The following is an 18,861-nucleotide window of genomic DNA, read 5'->3' as shown; positions in this document are numbered from 1 at the left end:
GCAAGCGTCTCGGAGCGCGTCCGCGTGCTTGACGCTTCCGCCCGATCGGGGGCGCCTCAGCAGGCGCGAAATCTTGCGCTGGCTTGCCTCGTAGGGCCGAGACTGGGCCGAATGCCCGACGACGTGCACTAAACGACGCTTCCAACGATCATCGCGCCCAATGCGGCAACCGCTTCATCTGCCAGTGTCTGCACCGTTCGGGCTTCGCCTGCCATCGCTTCGGCTGCGCCCAAGATACCGACGCAGCGCAGGCTAAGCTGCTCATCCGTGAGGCTGGAGTGAACGCGCAGCGCTCCGCACATGATTTGCACGTATTCATCGATCATGGCTCTTTGTTGCGCCGCCATCTCGTCGGTGCCTTTGAGTGCCGCCGAGATGGCTGGTGCCTCGGCACCGACATCGGCGAGACAGTTGAAATATGCGCGGCTCATCACGTCGGCCAACGCCTGCAAATCCCCGGGAGCCGCGGCAAGAGCCTGTCGCAGTTTTTCAGCGTAGTTGTCTTCTAGGCGCTGGAACAGAGCCAGCAACAAGCCCGGCCGCGTGGCAAAGTGCTCATAGGTGACGGGGCGGCTGACGCCGGCGCGTGCAGCCAGTGTCGCAAGGGTCAGTTCGTCCGCCCCCTTGTCCCGGACGATCTCCATCGCCAAATCGATCAACTGCTCACGCCGCTGATCCTTGGGCATCTTCGCCATTCTCGCTCCACTTGCTTTCTACATTTTGTAAGTTACATTTTGTAGGAAATAAAATCAAGGAAGGAATGCGTGATGAGCGATGTCAGCGTAGTGGGGCTCGGAGAAATGGGCAGCGCGTTGGCGCGGGCCCTGGTCGGTGCCGGCAACGGCGTGACGGTCTGGAACCGCAACATGTCGAAGGCTCCTCCGCTGATTGCACTCGGCGCGACAGCTGCCGACACAGTCGCCGAGGTATTAAAAGCCAGTCCGGTGACCGTGATCTGCCTCTCGGATTATGCGGCAACACTGTCGCTCCTCGACGAACCTGTAGCCCGGGAAGCGCTCGAGGGAAAATTGGTGATCCAGCTCAGCTCCGGCACACCTGACCATGCCCGCTCGTTCGATGGCTGGATCAGAGACCACGGCGCGCGTTATATTGACGGCGCCATCGCTGCCTGGCCACGCCAGATCGGCGGTCCGGAGGCCGCAATCACAGTCGCCGGTTCCGAGAAAGCGTTTGCCGCCGCTGAGCCTTTGCTCAGGACACTGGCCGGCAACATCAACTATGCAGGTACGAACATTGGCCACCCGGCGACGCTGGCCAATGCCGGCCTCGCGTACTTTGCCGGACACTGGCTCGGCTTTGTCCACGGTGCCGCTGTATGCGAAGCAGAAGGCATCGATCCGGCCGTGTTTGGCGACATGATGGCTGAGATCGCGCCAATGTTTGCTGACGACATGCTGAGGATGGGCAAGGCCATGGCCGAAAACCGCTTCGACAGCGCCGAGGCTACCATCAAGACGATTTCCGCCGACCTCGGCTGGCTCGCCGAATATGCAGAGCGTACCGGGATCAGCAACGCGTTTCCACGGCTGGCGGCCGATATCTTTCAGCAGGCCCAGGATGCCGGCGCGGGCGCCCAACAGCATGGCGCCGTGATCAAGGTCATCCGGCCCACAAGCAATAGCCACCGCGACGCGTAGCGGATGCGAGCTAGCCGGTGGCCAATCGAGACATGAGGGCGAGTGATCAGGGCCTCGCCCTCACCTGCCCGGCTGCGTCCGCGACTGGCAATGTCTATGATGCCACCCTGTGTTGCGCCCCGTCACAGTTGACGGCTCGCGATCAGGGCGCATCGACCGAAAGCTCCTAAAGGCGGCGACCTGCCACTTGTTCTGCAGCCTTTACCGAAATAATCTTCGTTGGTGGGAGTGGCCTTCGCGTGAACACCAATGTTGTGATCGTCGGCGCCGGGCCCGCAGGCCTCGCGGTCGGCGCCTGCCTGACACGGGCGGGTCTCGATTTCATTATCCTTGAAAAGGCGCGCGAGATCGCGCCGGCCTGGCGACGTCATTATCGGCGCCTGCACCTGCATACGGTCAAGGCGTTCTCCTCGTTGCCGCACATGCCATTCCCGGAGGACTATCCGCGCTACGTGCCGCGCGAAAAGATGGTCGAGTATCTCGACGCCTACGCCGCGCGTTTCGCGCTCCGGCCGCACTTCGGCGAGACGGTCAACTCCATCCGCCGCGAGAACGGCAACTACCTCGTCGAGACCGGCACGAAAACCGTGTCCGCTCGCCACGTCGTCATCGCCAGCGGCAACAATGCCGAGCCCGTCGTTCCCAATCTGCCCGAAATGGGGACCTTCGCCGGCAGCCTGTTGCATAGCGCTGACTATGCCGATGCCACCCCCTTCGTTGGCCAATCGGTACTGGTGATCGGCATGGGCAACACCGGGGCCGAGATTGCGCTCGACCTTGCCGAGTTCGGCGCCCGGCCGACCCTGTCGGTACGCAACGGCGTCCACATTGTGCCGAGACAGCTCTTCGGCGTACCGATCCAGATGGTTGCAATGGCCACCCGGTTGCTGCCGCGAGCGGTGAACGACGCGTTTTTCCCGATCATTCTCGACTTTGCGCTGGGCAAGCCTGAAGAATTCGGCATCGTCAGACCAAAGCATGGCATCCTTGAGCAGGTCGCTGCCGGGCACATCCCGGTCATCGATGTCGGCACTGTTGCAGCGATCAAGTCCGGCAACATCAAGGTGGCACCTGCCATCACGCGTTTCACCGAGCGCGGCGTCATCTTTGTTTCTGGCAGACAGGCAGAGTTCGACAACGTCATCCTTGCCACCGGCTACCGGCCAAGTTTCGAGAAATTTCTGCCTGCGAACCTTCGCCCCGGAACAAGCGGCGTCACGCGGCAGTCCGCCGAACTCGGCCTTTATCTGGTCGGCTTCCACAATCCAGTCACCGGCCTGCTCCGGGAAATCGGCCGAGAGGCGGCCGCGGTGACCGCCAACATCGAGCGACAAAGCCGCGTAAGGTAATTGCTGCGAATGTGTGCGATGGTGGAAAGTGTGCGCAAATGAGGCGGGCTACCCGGTTCGTCTAGCCGCGTCCAAAACCAGCGCTCGCGTGGCATCATCCATCGACTCCGAAGTCGAAAGGACACGCGCGCCGATCGATTTTGGGAACGCCGACGAAACCGTCGATGCCGGCCAAGCGACTTTCAGCGTGTTTGACGACGGCCGTCTCGCCGGTATGTCGGATCCAGTTGCTTCGGCTCGCTCGCCGGTCCCTCTGTTTTCTCAAATCCAAACACGCTGCGGCCGCCCAATTCGGGCGAACGGTGAAACTCTCCGGCAACGATTTCCTTAAGGTCCGGGCCAGTGGCGTATCTCTCGAGCTGCCGTGCCTGGTCGTCCAGACGCCTCAGCGCCTCCAGCTCCTCGCCAAGTCCCAGCCGCGCCTTCGTCACTGCCGATCGCATGACCGCAATCGTGTGGTCATAGACCTTGAGCGGCACGGGAAACGGATGGCGATCCTTGCCTCCATGGGCAAGCGAAAACCGCGCCGGGTCGGCGAAACGGCAAGGGGCGCCGTGGACGACCTCCGCCACCATCGCGAGCGCGTTGACCGTGCGGGCACCGACGCCCGGAACCATCAACAGCTGCTCGAAATCTTCGGGGCCGCGATCGGCGGCCGCAGAAAGTGTCGCATGCAGCCGTCGCATGTTGACGTTTTCCTCCCGCACATCGTGGTGCGCCGGCATCACGAGATGCGGGAGCAAAGGCTGATCAACCTTTCTCGACCTTCCCTTTGGATCCAGAGCAACGACTTCCCGGACAATTCGGTCCGGCCCAAGCGACGCCAAAAGATCAAGCTGCCCATTGCGCGAGGCGGCGGCCCGCTTGTCTGCGAGATTGACGATTTCCCCCTGCCCTCTTCCTTCGATCGCTGCATGGGGAGAGTTGACGAAACTCGAAACACCTTCGGAGAACCAATGATAGCGCCGGGCCTGGCGTTTATCGCCGTTCATGCCCTGCTGCACCACCACCCATTTGCCGTCATCGGCAACGATGAAGCCGTGAAGGTAGAGATCGAAGCCATCCTGGACAGCCGCGCTGTCGACTTTTGCAACAAGCCGGCTGGTGTCAGCAAGCCCGGCACCATCGAAGCCGACGCGGTTGCCGATGGCAATCAGTTCGTCGGGCGTCTGCCGCGAATGCCGCCCGCGGCCACCGCAGACGCTTATCCCGAGATCCCGGGAACGAGAAGCCAGACCACGCTTGAGAGCGCCGATGACGCTGGTCGTGATGCCGGAAGAGTGCCAATCCATGCCCATGACGCAGCCGAAGGACTGGAACCAGAAAGGATGGGCCAGCCGACGCAGAAACTCGTCACGGCCATATTCGATGACGATGGCTTCGGCGATGATCGTCCCGAGCTTCGTCATGCGGTCTCCGAGCCAAGGAGGAACCCTGCCGCCATGAAGAGGGAGATCTGCACTTCCAGCTCGCTGAACCATTCGTGTCTTATAGGCCGCTTACAGGCGTTGCGACAGAGCAAAGTTCTGTGAATGTTCCAGCCCGCGGAATTCAGAACACGAACGACCTTGAACGCAGCACTTCGAACTGGCGGTAGCGAGAACAAACGCTGAGACCGTATCGGGCATGACGCTCCAGGAGATTCCCCTGGAGCGTCACCCGTTTGCCTCAAGCTACCTGGATTTGCCAGCAGATCACGTGACCATCATCGGCATCAATGCGCTCCCCCGTACGCAGGAAGCCATTGCTTTCAAGTACGCGCTGAGAGGCCACGTTTTCCGTGCCCGTTTCTGCCGAGACGTGCGTGACCCGCGGATCATGCAACGCCCATTCAAGCATCTGGCGCACACCCTTGGTCGCAAAACCGCGGCCTTGGCGACTTGGCGCGACCCCGTAACCGATATGGAGATCGCCTTCGGGCGAAACCCGTATCACAGAGCAAAGACCAACGATCTCGCCATCATGTACGATCCACCAAGCCGACGGGGCAAAACTTCGCCTTGTTTCGAAAGCGAGGTTGCGCAGCATTTCCATCACCTCTGGCGGAGCGATCACAGTATCTGCGGCAAGGTACAGGCCTTCGCGCACGACGCCTCCAGGCATCGCGATGAAATCATCATCAATTGCTTCGATGAGCATTTTTCGGCTTTCTGATCTGTCAGGTGTCCAAAGCCGAACAGTGAGCGCGCTTATCTATGCCGAACCTGACGACATCAACGCACGCACCGCTGCGGCCAACGATTTTGGGAACAACTCAACGGCAATCATAGGCCTTCTCCTGCGGTTGAGCGCGACGCTACTCGATCCCAGTCGAAACGACAACGCGTTGCTGCCCCTCACCGGTCGCGACTTTAAGGCGTAAGCAGCCCGGCAACGAGGCGATGCAGATCTCAGTTGTTGAGGCTTGCCAGCGGTATGCGAAGCGCCAGACAAAGTCCGTCGGTCCGCCAATTTCGCACCAGCGATCCGTTCAGCCCCAGAACGGCCGCTTTCTCCAGCGTCGTGCCAAATCCCGTCCTTTCGGAACTCTCGGATAACGGATGTGAGCCGTGTTCACTCCACTTGACGTGAAGTTCCTCGTCGATGGTCGAAACGTCGATGGTCAGTTGCCCCGCGGGTACGGAAAGGGCGCCATATTTGACAGCGTTGGTGGTCAGCTCGTGCAGAAGGAGCGCAAGGGACGTCAGTGCCTTGTCGCCGAGCGGAGCATCCGATCCGGATATCATGACACGAGAACCGTGAGCGTGGTCGTGTGGTGCAACGATTGCCTTCAACAGGGCTACAACCGTCGTCGCAATCTCTGCACGATTGTCCTCCCGAACAAGCTCGGGCAGTGTAAGCTCGTGAGCGCGAGACAGCGCGTGCAGCCGCGACCGCAGATCAGCCTCGAGATCGGAGACGGTTTCGGCTTGCCTGGCACTGACCGAGATCAACCCGGCGGTGAGGCTGAACAGGTTCTTGATCCGGTGATTGATTTCCCGCAGCAGAATATCCTTGTGCTCCGCTGCCTGTTTGAGCGCCTGCGCCTGGGCAGCGAGTTCATCTCGTTGGGCGGCAAGTTGCTGCCGCTGCCGGTAAAGTTCGAAGAACACGTTGATCTTGCTGGCCAGGACGTCCGGTTCAATCGGCTTTTGAATGAAGTCCACCGCGCCAGCTTCGTAGCCGCGAAATCGGCGTTGGCCGTCTGCGATACCGGCCGTCACGAAAATGATGGGAATGTGCCGCGTGCGCTCGTTGCCGCGCATCAGCTCGGCAAGTTCGAAACCGTCGAGACCTGGCATCTGAACATCGACGAGCGCGAGCGCTACGTCTTGTCGAAGCAGGATCTCAAGCGCCTGATCACCGGACCGCGCTTTCATGAGGAGGCGATCGTCGCGGCGAAGCAGCGCCTCCAGCGACAGGAGGTTTTCCTCGAGGTCATCGACCAGTAGAAACGGGACGGGCTCCATAATTATTCTCAGACCTCTTTCAAGTATTCGGCAATGGCATCGAGCGTCAGGATAAGAGCGCTCGGGCAAGACTGGATTGCGGCTTCCGGCATGGCGCGAGCGTGGGCGCCTTCAGGGTTTTGCACGATCGCCGTCCCGCCTGCTTCATGGACTGCCGCCAGGCCATCCGCCCCATCACGATTGGCACCGGTCAGGACAATCGCGACAAGAGCCGGCCCGAAGGCATCGGCAGCACTTTCGAAAAGTATGTCGATCGACGGGCGGGAAAAGAGGACAGGCTCATCCGAAGAGAGGGACAGGTTGCCGTCCGTTTCCACGAGCAGATGATAGTCCGGCGGCGCAAAATAGATCGTGCCGGCCTCGAGCGACTGCTTGTCCTCGGCCTCTTCGACAGGCAACAGGCACTTTGCACGGAACAGGTCGACCATAAGGCTCGGTCTGTCCGATGGAATGTGAACGACCACGATCACGGGCAGCGCGAAGCTGCGCGGCAGCGCCGGCAGGATGGCCGAAAGCGCTTCGACGGCCCCGGCCGACGCGCCAATGATCACTGCTTGGGCTTTTGCGGGCGTCATTCGGCACGCCTTTGGTAGATTTTCTCCTCACGCACGAAATCCGTGAACGCATCGGCATGAAGGGAAAATCGCAGGTTCTCCTTGGCGCCGAGCCCAAGGAAACCCTTGCGGGCGAGCGAGTCCTTGAAAAGACCCACGGCTCGGTCCTGGAGCGCGCGGTCGAAGTAGATCATGACGTTGCGGCACGATATGAGGTGCATTTCTGCAAAAACAGCGTCGGTAACCAGGCTGTGGTCCGAAAACACGACGTTGCGGCGCAAGGTCTTATCGAACAGCGCCTTGCCGTACGCCGCCTGATAATAGTCCGACAACGATGACTTTCCGCCGGATTTTCGATGGTTCTCGGTGAAAAGCTGTATTCTGTCGAGGGTATAGACGCCCGCCTCGGCCGCCTCCAGCGCTTCATGACTGATGTCAGTGGCATAGAAGATCGTTCGATCTTCGAGGCCTTCTTCCCGAAACAGGATAACAAGCGAGTAAAGCTCCTCGCCGCTGCTGCAGCCAGCAATCCAAACCTTCAAGGAAGGGTAGGTCTTCAAGTGGGGAACGACCTTTTCCCGGATCGCCTGGAAGTAACTGGGGTCACGAAACATCTCGCTTACCTGAACCGTCAGAAAGCGCAGCAATTGCGGCAGCATTGCCTGATCGTGCAGAAGTGCCTCCTGCATCGCCGAGAAAGTTTCGAACCCCAGTTGTTCGCGGGCCTTCTTCAGCCGTCGCTTGATCGACGCCAACGCATAGTTGCGAAAGTCGTAGTGGTATTTGAGAAACAGCGCTTCCAGCAGCAGCCGGATTTCGATGTCTTCCACCTTTTCAACCGCGGCGGCTTCGGTCATTTGGGCATCCATACGCGCACCAGCGACAGCAGTCTGTCGACGTCCAGCGGCTTGGCCATGTAATCATTCGCGCCAGCTTCGATGCAGCGCTCCTGATCGTCCGGCATCGCCTTGGCTGTCAGCGCAATGATCGGCAACTTCCTCCAAGCCGGGTTCCTTCGAATCTCGGCGGTTGCGACCAACCCATCCATAACGGGCATCATGACGTCCATCAGCACGAGTTCGATCGGGCGCCCTGAGCCAGATGACGCTTTTTCGAGGGCGTCCAGCGCCTCGCGCCCGTTGCGGGCGATCTCGACGATCGCGCCGCGCGGTTCAAGAATGTTGGTCAGCGCGTAGACGTTTCGGATATCGTCTTCCACCACGAGGATGCGACGGCCCTCCAAAAGCGCATCGCGGTTTCGCGCCTTGCGGATCATCTTTTGCTGCTCGTCCGGCAGTTCCGATATCACCTGATGCAGGAACAGGCTCACTTCATCGAGCAGCCGCTCGGGGGATTTCGCCCCCTTGATGATGATTGACTTCGAGTATCGCCTCAACTTCTGCTCATCATCCGCCGAGAGTTCGCGTCCGGTGTAAACGATGACAGGCGGGAAGGCATAGGCGCTCTGCGAACTCAACGTCTCCAGCAACGAATAGCCGGACGCGTCAGGCAACGACAGGTCAAGCACCATGCAGTCGAAAGTCTGGTGCTTGAGGAGGTCAAGGCATTCGGCGGCGGTGCTCGCGGTCACCGTCTCGACGTCCTGGGTACCGATCAGTTTTGCGACCGCCTCGCGCTGAACCGGATCGTCCTCGACGACCAGGACGCGATGCATCTGTTTCGTAAAACGCGCCTCAAGTTTTTGCAGAACTTTCAACAGCTCTTCTCGATTGACGGGCTTGATGGCATAGCCCGCGGCCCCGAGAGAGTAAGCACTCTCGGCATGATCGCTGCCCGACACGACATGGATGGGAATATGACGGGTCAAGACATCATGCTTCAACCGGTCAAGCACGGCCAGGCCCGATTGGTCCGGCAGCCCGATATCGAGTACGATGGCGCTTGGCATGAACTCCTTGGCAAGTGAGAGTGCCTCTTCGGCCGTTGCCGCGACAATTGCCTGGAACCCCATTTCCCTCGACAGGTCGCGAACGATAGCTGCAAAAGTGTCGTCATCTTCGATGACCAGCAACACACGTCTGGTATCGCTCAGAACGTCGCGGTCGTCATCGATCCGGCGGATCGGCACTGGCGTTGCTGCAGGCACCTTTGAGGCGGTGCCCGCCATCGGGAGCGAACGCGCGCGTGGTTCAAGAGGCGTTTGTTTGGCTGGCTCGTATCGCTCAGCGATCGAGAAAGCGAAGGTGCTACCCTTGCCCACCTGGCTATCAAGCGTGATCGCTCCTCCCAACAGCCGCGTCAATTGCCGAGATATGGAAAGGCCGAGGCCGGTGCCACCATACTTGCGACTGATCGTGCCGTCGGCCTGATGAAACGCGTCAAAGATCGCATTCTGGTGTTCCTGCGCAATCCCGATCCCGGTGTCGCTGACGCGGAAGCTGATCTTGCCGTCGCCCGCAGGCCCGATCGACAAGGTGACCTTGCCTGCCTCGGTGAACTTGATCGCGTTTGAAATCAAGTTCTTGAGGATCTGTTCGAGCCGCTGCGGATCGGTTTCGATGCTGACGGGGCATTCCTCAGCAAGTTCAACGGAGAACCCGAGTTTCTTCTCGGTCGCCAACGGCAGAAACACCTGGCGCAGGTTGCCGGCCAATCGCTCGAGCGACACGGTTTCCGGTCGGATTTCCACATGCCCGGCCTCGATCTTGGAGAGATCGAGAATATCGTTGATCAGGTTCAAGAGATCATTGCCCGAGGATTGGATCGTCTTGGCGAACTTCACCTGCTCCTGGGTCAGGTTTTCGTCTGGATTGTCCGCAAGCAGCTTGGCCAGGATCAGCGAAGAGTTGAGTGGCGTGCGCAACTCGTGGGACATGTTGGCAAGGAAGTCGGATTTGTATCGGCTTGCCTGCTCCAGTTCTTTCGCCTTGGCCGACATCGATACGTTTGCGCGCTCCAGTTCATCGCGCTGAACCTCGAGCCGCTGGGCTTGTGTTTCCAGCTGAGCATTGTTTTGCTCAAGTTCAATCTGCTGCTGCTCAAGGTGCGCCTGAGATTCCTTCAGCGCCCGCCCCTGTTCCTCGAGCTCCTCGTTGGAAACGCGCAACTCCTCGCTTTGCGTCTGCAATTCCTCGGACTGCCTTTGCGTTTCCTCCAGCAGGTTGTGGAGCTGGCCGCGATAGGTTGCTGACTTCACGGCAGTCGCGATTGCCTCCGACGCGCGATCAAGAAGGGTGACGATCGTCTCGTCGATCGGCGTTAGAAAGCCGAGTTCGATCACCGAATTCACCGACCCGTCGACCTTGCCCGTCTGAATCGCGAGATGGCGCGGCTTGTCCATCCCAAGCCCGGAACCGAAGGTCAGGTAGCCGTCCGGGACATCGTCGACCACGATTGCCCCCCCTTCCGCAACCGCTTGGCCCAGGAGACCTTCGCGAGGCCGAATAGTCATTGGCAGGTTCGCCTCGGGCGGAACGCCACGGACACAAGCCCGCTGGAACGAACCGTCACCGCGAATGAAGATCGCTCCGGCAACGGCGCCGGCATATGGCGCCAGAAAGTCGAGGATACTGTTGCCCAGCTGCTCGATCGACTGATCGCCCATCATCGCTGATGCCAACCCGACCTGCCCGGCCTGAAGCCACTCATCCCTGCGGCGGGCGATCGTGGCCTTGCGGATGAGGAGGACGATTGCTGCGGTCAAAGCAATGCCGAGAAGAGCAGAAAGCAGAGTGCTGAGGCGCGCCGTCTTCTGCGCGCTTTCCATTTCAGCCAGCCGATCAAGGCGAACTTCCAACTCTGCGCCCGATATTGCCGCGACTTGCGCGCGCACGGCATCCATTTCGATCTTACCGCGATCGGAATTCACCATCGCGATCGCTGCGTCCAGACCGTCGGCCCGTCTGACGTCAATGGTTTCGCCAAGTTCTGCAAGCTTGGCGTCCACATGTTGCCGGAGGGCGACGAGCCGCTGGCTCTGACCCGGATTGGCGGCCGTCAACTGGCCGATCTGATCGAGCTTCGGCCGGATGGCGCGAACTGCGGCATTGTAGGGAGCAAGATAGCCGCCGCTATTCGTCAACAAAAAGCCACGCTGTCCGGTCTCGGCATCCTGAACAAGCGACAACAGTTCGTCGAGAGAGACAATGGCCACGTGCGTTTGCACGATCCTCTCGTTGCCTCGCTGCAGCGCCTCCAGGTTGAGATAGGCAACGACGCTACTTGCGACAAAAAAGATGAGGGTGCCTGCCAAGCCGAGGGCCACGCCCGGTTCCAGGCCCAAAAGCGCTCGGAACGAGCGCGAACTCAAGCTCGGTCTTCTGGTTGCGGTCGCGGACATTCAGACTCCGGGGAAAAAGCAATTGCTGAGGGGAACAGCGGCCGTTTACGGACGTTGCATTGCTGATTGAAAGACCATCCATGCAGTGGCGGTTCCTGCCGAAGCCCGAATCCAACCAGTCCATACCGGTTCGCACCGCTTCTATATTGCAATATCAGGACTGCCCACCGATGCGTACAAACTTTTGAAACAAACGGCCGTTTGTTCACTCATCTTCCCAGAAACCTCCCCCTTGAAACCGCGCAATGCGGGACTTCGAGCTCTAACTATGGCTCCCTCATTCTTTTTCCATCTCCGGGCCACGACGTTATTGTAGGCAGGCACCACATGTCACATTTTGGTGACACCTCACGGCTGTCACCGCAGCGGCTTCACAAAGAAACGCGCGGCACCTCCAGGAAGCGTTCCGCAGGCCCGACCAATCGCCACCGGGCAAATCCATCTCCGTGGGCGGATTCTACCTTTGCGTTTAGGGCTTGCGGTACGGTCCTCTTCAGCACGACCGCGCCAAACCCTGAGTGCGGCAACTGGTAGTTGCAATCCTTCGAGCCAAGGTGCTCATCCCATATCATTGAGAAGGCAAGGCCCGCCGGAGACGTTGCCAGCGCCCAGGTGATCGAAATCGTGCCGTCGCCCATCCGCAACACGCCACCCTTTGATGAGTGCAGGGCCAACTCGTGGATCGCCATGCCAAGATTTTCGATTGCAGCCGGCGCAAGTGCTATCCCTGGGCCAGAGATCCGACAGAACGCTTCGGCATGAAACGCCGCGATCTGCTTTTCGACCAGACCTCTCAGATCCGTTGCTTGCCAATCCGCCGATGCGATCAGGTCGTGGGATGCCGAAAGGGCCCAGATGCGGTTCTCAAGGTCCTTCTGGAAGACCGCAGGTTCCGTGTCTTCGCTCCTGCTTTGCCTGATCATCGAAAGAATGATGGCATAGTGGTTCTTGACCCGGTGGTTGACCTCCCGCAGGAGCAGGCGAATTCGCCTTTCGCGGTCCTTTGCCGCCGTGATGTCACGGGCAACCTTGGAGGCTCCGATGATGCGGCCTTTGGCGTTGCGGATCGGGGAGATCGTCAGCGAAACGGTTATGTAGCTGCCGTCCTTGCGTTGCCTGACGGTCTCGAACGGTTCAATCCGTTCACCTTTGCGCAGGCGCTGAAGCAACTCTCTCTCTTCACCGTGAAGATGAGAGGGGATGATCGTCAGGATTGATTGCCCGACCATTTGCTCGGCCGGATAACCGAACATGCGCTCAGCAGCGCCGTTCCAGGTTCGCACAGTACCATCAAGATCCTTGCTGACGATGGCGTCGAAGGACGACTCCACAATCGCTGCAAGCCTCGCCCGCAAGATATCTTCACTCCCCTCCTTGTCGAAAGAACCCAAGGGCATCGCTTACTGCTCCAACTTCACGAACATTCCCTTTTCAAAGGGCTACCAACCCGGTGGAAAGACGTGGACGTAGTTATTGTTCCAATGCCCAGTGCGGACGGCTCGGCGCGATCGCGGTGCGGTTGATCGATGCACGCAGGGAACCGCCAGTATCCAGGGGTGCATGAGCAAGCCGGCGCATCAGGAACTTGGCGCTGGCTCTCGACGTTACCTCTGCCAACAGGACATGCTGCAGCGTTCTTGTGAGGCCGACACCAGCCTTGAGAGGGAAAGATGACCAAGGGCAGGACGCGGGCCGATTTTGACCATGGCCGCTTCGCGAAGGGCCTGGCACGGGGCTTTGCCGGCGCGCTGCTTTTTGCGCTGCCCATGTTCCTGACGATGGAAATGTGGGAACTCGGGCTCTACATCGACCGCGGCCGGCTGCTGGTCCTGCTTCTGGCCAACATTCCGCTGCTCGTCCTCCTTGCGCGTCGGATCGGCTTTGAAAACGTATCGACGTGGGGCGAAGCGCTGCGAGACGCGAGCATTGCATACTGCCTTGGTGTCGGGGCGAGTGGCTTTGTTCTTTTCATCATTGGCGTTCTAAAGATCGGCCAGGCACTGCCCGAAGTGCTTGGAATGATCACTATCCAGGCGGTCCCGGCCAGCATCGGCGCCTTGCTTGGCCGCAGCGAACTGGGGACACGAACCGAAGGCAGCGAGGACGAGAAGGATCCGATCGGCGAAACCCGGGGGGATGGCTACGGCGGCGAACTTTTCATGATGGTCGTCGGGGCTCTGTTTCTCGGTCTCAACGTCGCCCCAACCGAAGAAATGATCCTGATATCCTTCAAGATGTCACTGTGGCACGCAATTGCCGCCATATTGGCGTCGATCCTGCTGATGCATGGCTTCGTCTACGCCTTGTCCTTCACAGGCGGCCATGAACTCGATGAGACCACGCCGGGCTGGCATGCGCTTATCCGCTTCACAATGCCGGGCTACCTCATCGCGTTTGCGATCAGCCTCTATTGCCTGTGGACGTTTCATCGGCTCGACGGCCTTGAGCCAACCCAGGCGATTGTCGCCACGACGGTTCTCGCCTTCCCGAGCGCAATCGGCGCGGCGGCCGCGCGGCTCATCCTCTAGGTGATATGATGGCGAAGTCCCCCAAACCAGGCTCAGTTGAAAATCGCAAGGCGCATTGGATCGAATGGGCGACCGGTGCGGTGTCCTCGCTCCTGGTCATGACGCTTGTTGGCTGGATCGCATATGAGGCAGCAACACAGGATGACGGCCCCCCGGATCTCTCGGTGACCATCGTCAACAGCGTGGGGCGTGCTGGCGGATATCTGGTCATGTTCGATGTGAACAATGCAGCCGACCGAACGGCGGCGGCCGTCGTCGTGCGTGGCGAAATCACGGATCAAAACACCCTCATAGAGACCGTCGAAACCACACTCGACTATGTGCCGGCGCGATCGACGGCGCGAGGCGGGCTGATCTTTCGCAACGACCCCGCGGGCAGGTCCCGTCTTTTCGCGACCGGCTTCAGCGAACCATAGCGATCAAAGCGCGTCGGCTTGGCATCAAGGAACATGTTTGTGCCGTGGCAGTTAGAACCTGGAATCAGCCAATGGGAGCAAGGCAATGACTCTGACGCTAAACGACATCTCAGATCACCTGAAAAACATCGACTTCGGGATGTTGTCGACAAAAAAGGCGGACGGAACGATCGCCAGCCGTCCTATGAGCAACAACGGCGACGTGGAGTATGCGGGCGACACATGGTTCTTCTGCGACGCACAATCGCGCAAGATCAGGGAAATCATGTCGGACCCGAACGTCGGACTGACGTACACCGCTCGCCCAAGCCTGCTCGGCAAGCCCGGCATTTTCATTGCCATCGAAGGTCGCGCATCGCTCGTGGACGACAAGACGACATTCACCGAGCATTGGATATCCGAACTTGAGAGGTGGTTTCCACAGGGCGTCGACACGCCAGGCCTTTTGATGATCAAGGTTCACGCCTCAAAAATCAGCTATTGGGACGGCGAGGAGGCGGGCAACATCGCTGTCCAGCCAGATGGCCCTTAGGCAAATCGATCGCCGGGTGCGAAATCGATACCCGCGCAACAACGACCACGACCCGGCAATGCCGGCCCCGCGCGCCTGAGCAATCCGCCGATCGATAAAGTCCAACTTCACGACAACCGGCGGCAACAGGACGAACGGAGCGCGCTTGCCCATGGTCCCTAGGAGGGCGTTGGAAGCGAGATCCACCGGAACCCAAGGACCAATTGCTGCGCCGAGCCCCCTTTAAGGGTTAGTCGCCCTCTGCTTCGAGTTCATCGTGGCGATCAACGGTCCAAAGGATCTTGTCGTTTCGCGCGTCGACGATGTGAAACAAGTGCGCCGGGCTTTTTGCAATGTCTTCAGATGGATCACTGTTTGCGTAGGCGGAAATAAAGTTGCCTTGCCAGTTGACAGGTGGACCGGCGTGGTCGTTCCTTTCCCGCAAATTGGTAGAGGCGCATATCTCACGTCCACTCGCGCCGCCCAAGGCGCCGATAAAAGGCCATCGTGGCGGCGCGCATCGTCCAGAGGCGCCCGTCTGGCAGAGGTTCTTGCATCGATCGGGCAAAACAGCTGCGCGCGCATCAAACGCCGAAGACGCGCGGAAGTTCCTTGAAAAAACTTCGTTTTTCGGCGCCCCGAAGAGGGAACAGATCGGCTCGTTCTGCCGTTCAATCGCCGTGAAGGCCGGTGTCGTATCGGCCCATGGAGAAGATCACAATGCTGAAACCGATTGTTACTCTCGCCCTCGTCGCGGCGTTCGCCAGCCCGGTCCTCGCACAGCAGAAGGTCGTCTGCGACGAAGCCTCGATCGCCAAGGCTGAACAACAGGTCGCACAGATTTCCGACGGGGCTAAGAAGATCGAGTCCACGAAGGAATTGACCATGGCGAGGGATGCCATGATGGCGAACGACATGGAGAAGTGCACGTCGCATCTCGACAATGCCATCAAGGGCATGGACGCCATGTAGCATTCCGTTCGGACGGGTTCTCACTGCGCCAAGGCGCAGTGCTCCCGCCGAACGCCAGTCGAAATGAATTCGGGCGCAATCGGTTTTGCTCCTCGGACCTTAAGTCCCCGCAAATCGAGACGCCTTGGCCGGGAAGGCCACAAACAAGGAACCAGATCATGAAAAAATTGCTGCTCGCCGCGGTCTTCCTCGGCGCATCGACGATTGGCGCGCTCGCGCAGACTGCAACGCCTCCCGCCACCGCGAACGGCGATACGCCTGCGGTTGCCACACCCGACACGACCAACCCGACGGCTCCCGTTGCCGGCGCCAACAGCTTTACAGAAGCGCAGGCAAAAGATCGGCTCACAAAGGCCGGCTACAGCGATGTGACGGGGCTCAAGCTCGACGACAAGGGCGTCTGGCGCGCAACCGCATCGAAGGACGGCAAGTCCGTGCAACTCGCCCTCGATTATCAGGGCAACATTGTAGCCAACTAATTCCAAAAGCGAGGAAATCCCAATGAAAACCGTTAGTGGACTTTTTGACGACTATGCCGACGCCCGCGCCGCAGTATCGGCGCTTGAAGATCGCGGCATTCCCTCCGACGACATCAGCATTGTTTCCAACAATGTCGGCGATCGCTATGGCAGCGAAAAAGACAGCAATGCTGCCGAAGGCGCCGGCACGGGCGCCGGTGTCGGCGCTGCGGTCGGGGGCATTGGTGGCCTGTTGACCGGTCTCGGGGTCATGGCCATTCCGGGTGTCGGGCCGGTGGTCGCAGCTGGTTGGCTTGCCGCGACGGCAGCTGGTGCGGCGGCCGGCGCGGTTGCCGGTGGCGCCGCCGGCGGCATCATCGGTGCGATGACGGATTCGGGCGTTTCGGAAGAACACGCCCATGTCTATGCCGAGGGCGTACGCCGCGGTGGCGCCGTCGTCACGGCACGGGTCGACGACGCGCTCCAGGCGGATGCGGAAGCGATCCTGCGGCGCGGTAGCTGGGTCGACCCGGTGCAGCGCCGAGCGTCCTATGCCGAACAAGGCTGGCGCCGCTTTGACCCGACGCTCGCCCCCTACACGGCCGACGAGGTCGAAGAAGAACGCCGGCGCTACAGGCTCTGACGCCTTTTTCTGGATATCTTCTCGGTGTGTTAAGCTCCTCCGTTGCCAGCATGGTCCGCTGGCAACGGATAACTTTGTCGGCCGAAGGCACCTTGTTCTTCCTCAGGCCCCCTCGCCCGATTTACTCCCCGTGATAAAGATCGAGCCCCTCCCAGGTACGAATCCCCTCCCCAGATGTCGAGTTTGCGCGCAGCATCTGCTGCCTGGCCGCAGCATTTTATCGACCATCTTGCCGACCAGGCCTCGTCGACCGACCCCACCGCTTTGCCCACGACAACTTCGACAAAAAACGGAACAACTGCAAGGTTCAGTCGTTTCAGAAATGTACCTGAAACAACAATGGAGTGTCCTCGATGGATTGGAACCGTGTCGAAGGAAACTGGAAGCAGATCAAGGGCAAGGTCAAGGAGCAGTGGGGAAAACTGACAGACGACGACCTCGACCAGATCAACGGCAAGCGTGAGCAGCTCGAAGGCAAGATCCAGGAGCGCTATGGATATGCCAAGGATCAGGCAAAGAAAGACATCGACGACTGGTATTCAAACCAGCGCTTCCATTGAGCCAAGATGCGCTCGTGCTTTAGCTTTCAAGGTCGCCGTTCCGGCGGCCTTTTTGATTTGGGGTCCGGCGTCGAACTCAGCGAAAAGCGAACAGTTCGCTGTCCGGATCGCGGTGGCCCAGAATAGCTGACGACACGATCTCGGCAGCGATCTGGCTGTAGGTGATGCCATTTCCCCCGTAACCCATCACAGCATAGACATTGTTGAAACCTGGAACGGCTCCGATGATCGGCAAGCCGTCAGCGGTGGTGCCAAAGGGCGCAGCCCAAAGGTAGTCCGGTTCGCCAATTTCTACGTCCAGGAGCGCTGACAGCTTTGCGCGCAAGGTCTTGGATTTCGACTTGAGCTTTGAAGGGTCGGCAAAGGCCGTGTCACTTTCTTCGTCCTCCCCGCCAACAATCAGACGACCATCCATCGTCGAGCGAAAATAGAGGTAGGGATCGGATGCTTCCCAAACGACATGGTTCTTGAGCCAGTCAGGCCGCGGGTGATGCGGCTTGGTCGCAAGAGCCCAGGTGGATACCATGCGATGGCCTTGGTCGGCCACGGCGTCGAGAAACTCGTAGCCTGTGCAAAACACAACGTGCCTGGCCTGGATGATTTCACCTTTCGAGGTCGCGACAGCGTTCCATTCGCCAACGCTGCGAACATCCGTGATTTCGGTATCGGCAACGAGCGAGACGCCGTCATCCTGTACTTTATGCCACAACCCGGCTGTCAATTGCGCCGGATTGGCGGCTGCAGAAACATCGGACTCGATTGCCGCGGTGCGATTGAGACCGAACTCGTCGCGCAAGCAAGCGGACTTGAGAAACCTTGCTGAAATGCCGGCGGTCTGCCGCGCGTCGGCTTCCAGGCGAAGCGCTCGGGCACCATAGTCATTGCCGGACAAATAGAGAGACTTCTTCCTTTCAAGGCGACAGTCGATCCCGAGAGTGTCGACAAGCGTGATCAGTGTTTCAACCGCTTTTGCCGAGCGTTGCCAAGCCCGCCGCGCCTTGTCCTGTCCAATCATCGTGGTGAGCCGGTGGAGCGGCACATCGATCTCGTGCTGGATCATTGCGGTGCTCGCCAAGGTACTGCCCTTCCCCGGCCCGCGGCGGTCGACGACGAGAATTTTCATGTTTCGCTTGGCAAGGGCCAATGCCATGAGCGCTCCACCGATGCCCGCGCCGACGATCAGCACGTCGACGTTGTCGGCGCAGATCCGACTTTGCGCGGTAACCTTGATATGAGGCGTGTTGGACCACAGCGGCCGGTTGGCCCGCAGTTTGCGCTTTCGTGTAATCTCCTCCAACTGGGGCGTCTCCATGTTCCGGTAGATGGCGCATAGCCGGACGAATGCGCCTCATTCCGCTTTGGGCTTTGTACATTTCCGGATCCCTTGCATGCCGCTGGCGTCGCAACGCCCGGAAGAGAGGAGCCCCGCCGACAAGTGTTCGTGCCGCAGATAACAGCGCGGG

General features: G+C 59.8%; 19 protein-coding genes. 9 read left to right on the top strand and 10 right to left on the bottom strand.

What is annotated here, in order from left to right; genetic code table 11:
- Positions 1 to 128 precede the first annotated feature (128 nt).
- On the bottom strand, positions 129 to 695 hold the full coding sequence (locus JVX98_RS28705; RefSeq protein ID WP_246810706.1) for a TetR/AcrR family transcriptional regulator: 567 nt from the start codon (positions 693 to 695) through the stop codon (positions 129 to 131).
- A 72-nt stretch (positions 696 to 767) separates the two neighbouring features.
- On the opposite strand from JVX98_RS28705, the gene JVX98_RS28700 reads away from it, so the two are divergent.
- On the top strand, positions 768 to 1,658 hold the full coding sequence (locus JVX98_RS28700) for an NAD(P)-dependent oxidoreductase (RefSeq protein ID WP_205239854.1): 891 nt from the start codon (positions 768 to 770) through the stop codon (positions 1,656 to 1,658).
- A gap of 239 nt (positions 1,659 to 1,897) precedes the next feature.
- Positions 1,898 to 3,007 (top strand): NAD(P)/FAD-dependent oxidoreductase, encoded by a 1,110-nt coding sequence (locus tag JVX98_RS28695; RefSeq protein WP_205239853.1) that lies wholly within the window; start codon positions 1,898 to 1,900, stop codon positions 3,005 to 3,007.
- Positions 3,008 to 3,189: 182 nt separating this feature from the next.
- Here JVX98_RS28695 and JVX98_RS28690 read toward each other — a convergent pair whose 3' ends face one another.
- The 7 genes from JVX98_RS28690 to JVX98_RS28660 all read right to left on the bottom strand — a co-directional run bounded on the left by JVX98_RS28690 (position 3,190) and on the right by JVX98_RS28660 (position 12,707).
- Entirely contained in the window at positions 3,190 to 4,488 is a 1,299-nt protein-coding gene (locus tag JVX98_RS28690; RefSeq protein WP_205239852.1) for a DUF763 domain-containing protein, read from the bottom strand.
- Between the two features lie 187 nt (positions 4,489 to 4,675).
- A complete protein-coding gene (locus JVX98_RS28685; RefSeq protein ID WP_205239851.1) occupies positions 4,676 to 5,146 on the bottom strand; it encodes a GNAT family N-acetyltransferase in 471 nt (156 codons plus the stop codon).
- A 251-nt stretch (positions 5,147 to 5,397) separates the two neighbouring features.
- Positions 5,398 to 6,456: a response regulator gene (locus tag JVX98_RS28680; protein ID WP_192448995.1), complete on the bottom strand. Its 1,059-nt coding sequence runs from the start codon at positions 6,454 to 6,456 to the stop codon at positions 5,398 to 5,400.
- Between the two features lie 8 nt (positions 6,457 to 6,464).
- Positions 6,465 to 7,031 (bottom strand): chemotaxis protein CheB, encoded by a 567-nt coding sequence (locus tag JVX98_RS28675; protein WP_043621596.1) that lies wholly within the window; start codon positions 7,029 to 7,031, stop codon positions 6,465 to 6,467.
- Positions 7,028 to 7,867 carry a protein-glutamate O-methyltransferase CheR gene (locus tag JVX98_RS28670; protein WP_246765107.1) on the bottom strand — a complete coding sequence of 280 codons (840 nt, stop codon included), beginning with the start codon at positions 7,865 to 7,867 and terminating at the stop codon, positions 7,028 to 7,030. Before JVX98_RS28670 ends, JVX98_RS28675 begins: the two co-directional genes overlap by 4 nt.
- On the bottom strand, positions 7,864 to 11,310 hold the full coding sequence (locus JVX98_RS28665) for a response regulator (protein WP_205239849.1): 3,447 nt from the start codon (positions 11,308 to 11,310) through the stop codon (positions 7,864 to 7,866). Before JVX98_RS28665 ends, JVX98_RS28670 begins: the two co-directional genes overlap by 4 nt.
- 371 nt (positions 11,311 to 11,681) lie before the next feature.
- Positions 11,682 to 12,707: a PAS domain S-box protein gene (locus JVX98_RS28660; RefSeq protein ID WP_205239848.1), complete on the bottom strand. Its 1,026-nt coding sequence runs from the start codon at positions 12,705 to 12,707 to the stop codon at positions 11,682 to 11,684.
- Positions 12,708 to 12,980: 273 nt separating this feature from the next.
- Between JVX98_RS28660 and JVX98_RS28655 the strand changes: the two genes are divergently transcribed.
- The 3 genes from JVX98_RS28655 (at position 12,981) to JVX98_RS28645 (ending at position 14,786) form a co-directional block, all read left to right on the top strand.
- Positions 12,981 to 13,838, top strand: a complete 858-nt coding sequence (locus JVX98_RS28655) for a TIGR02587 family membrane protein (RefSeq protein ID WP_205239847.1) — start codon at positions 12,981 to 12,983, stop codon at positions 13,836 to 13,838.
- 8 nt (positions 13,839 to 13,846) lie between these two features.
- Entirely contained in the window at positions 13,847 to 14,254 is a 408-nt protein-coding gene (locus JVX98_RS28650) for a TIGR02588 family protein (protein WP_205239846.1), read from the top strand.
- Between the two features lie 85 nt (positions 14,255 to 14,339).
- Positions 14,340 to 14,786 (top strand): pyridoxamine 5'-phosphate oxidase family protein, encoded by a 447-nt coding sequence (locus JVX98_RS28645; RefSeq protein ID WP_205239845.1) that lies wholly within the window; start codon positions 14,340 to 14,342, stop codon positions 14,784 to 14,786.
- Positions 14,787 to 15,015: 229 nt separating this feature from the next.
- On the opposite strand, the gene JVX98_RS32385 is transcribed toward JVX98_RS28645, so the two are convergent.
- Positions 15,016 to 15,210, bottom strand: a complete 195-nt coding sequence (locus JVX98_RS32385) for a putative zinc-binding metallopeptidase (protein ID WP_246765105.1) — start codon at positions 15,208 to 15,210, stop codon at positions 15,016 to 15,018.
- A gap of 275 nt (positions 15,211 to 15,485) precedes the next feature.
- Here JVX98_RS32385 and JVX98_RS28635 point away from each other — a divergent pair, with 275 nt between their 5' ends.
- From JVX98_RS28635 to JVX98_RS28620, 4 genes are all read left to right on the top strand, one after another.
- Positions 15,486 to 15,737 (top strand): hypothetical protein, encoded by a 252-nt coding sequence (locus tag JVX98_RS28635; protein WP_043621874.1) that lies wholly within the window; start codon positions 15,486 to 15,488, stop codon positions 15,735 to 15,737.
- A 158-nt stretch (positions 15,738 to 15,895) separates the two neighbouring features.
- A complete protein-coding gene (locus JVX98_RS28630; protein WP_192448987.1) occupies positions 15,896 to 16,216 on the top strand; it encodes a PepSY domain-containing protein in 321 nt (106 codons plus the stop codon).
- Between the two features lie 22 nt (positions 16,217 to 16,238).
- Positions 16,239 to 16,838, top strand: a complete 600-nt coding sequence (locus JVX98_RS28625; RefSeq protein WP_043621578.1) for a general stress protein — start codon at positions 16,239 to 16,241, stop codon at positions 16,836 to 16,838.
- A gap of 353 nt (positions 16,839 to 17,191) precedes the next feature.
- A complete protein-coding gene (locus JVX98_RS28620; RefSeq protein WP_043621574.1) occupies positions 17,192 to 17,398 on the top strand; it encodes a CsbD family protein in 207 nt (68 codons plus the stop codon).
- A 76-nt stretch (positions 17,399 to 17,474) separates the two neighbouring features.
- Here JVX98_RS28620 and JVX98_RS28615 read toward each other — a convergent pair whose 3' ends face one another.
- Positions 17,475 to 18,710 (bottom strand): FAD-binding oxidoreductase, encoded by a 1,236-nt coding sequence (locus JVX98_RS28615; protein ID WP_205239844.1) that lies wholly within the window; start codon positions 18,708 to 18,710, stop codon positions 17,475 to 17,477.
- Between the last annotated feature and the right edge of the window lie 151 nt (positions 18,711 to 18,861).

The sequence above is a fragment of the Ensifer sp. PDNC004 genome (assembly GCF_016919405.1).
Taxonomy (GTDB): Bacteria; Pseudomonadota; Alphaproteobacteria; order Rhizobiales; family Rhizobiaceae; genus Ensifer.
The sequence above is the reverse complement of the archived record's forward strand: the minus strand, read 5'-3'. Positions and strand labels throughout refer to the sequence as shown.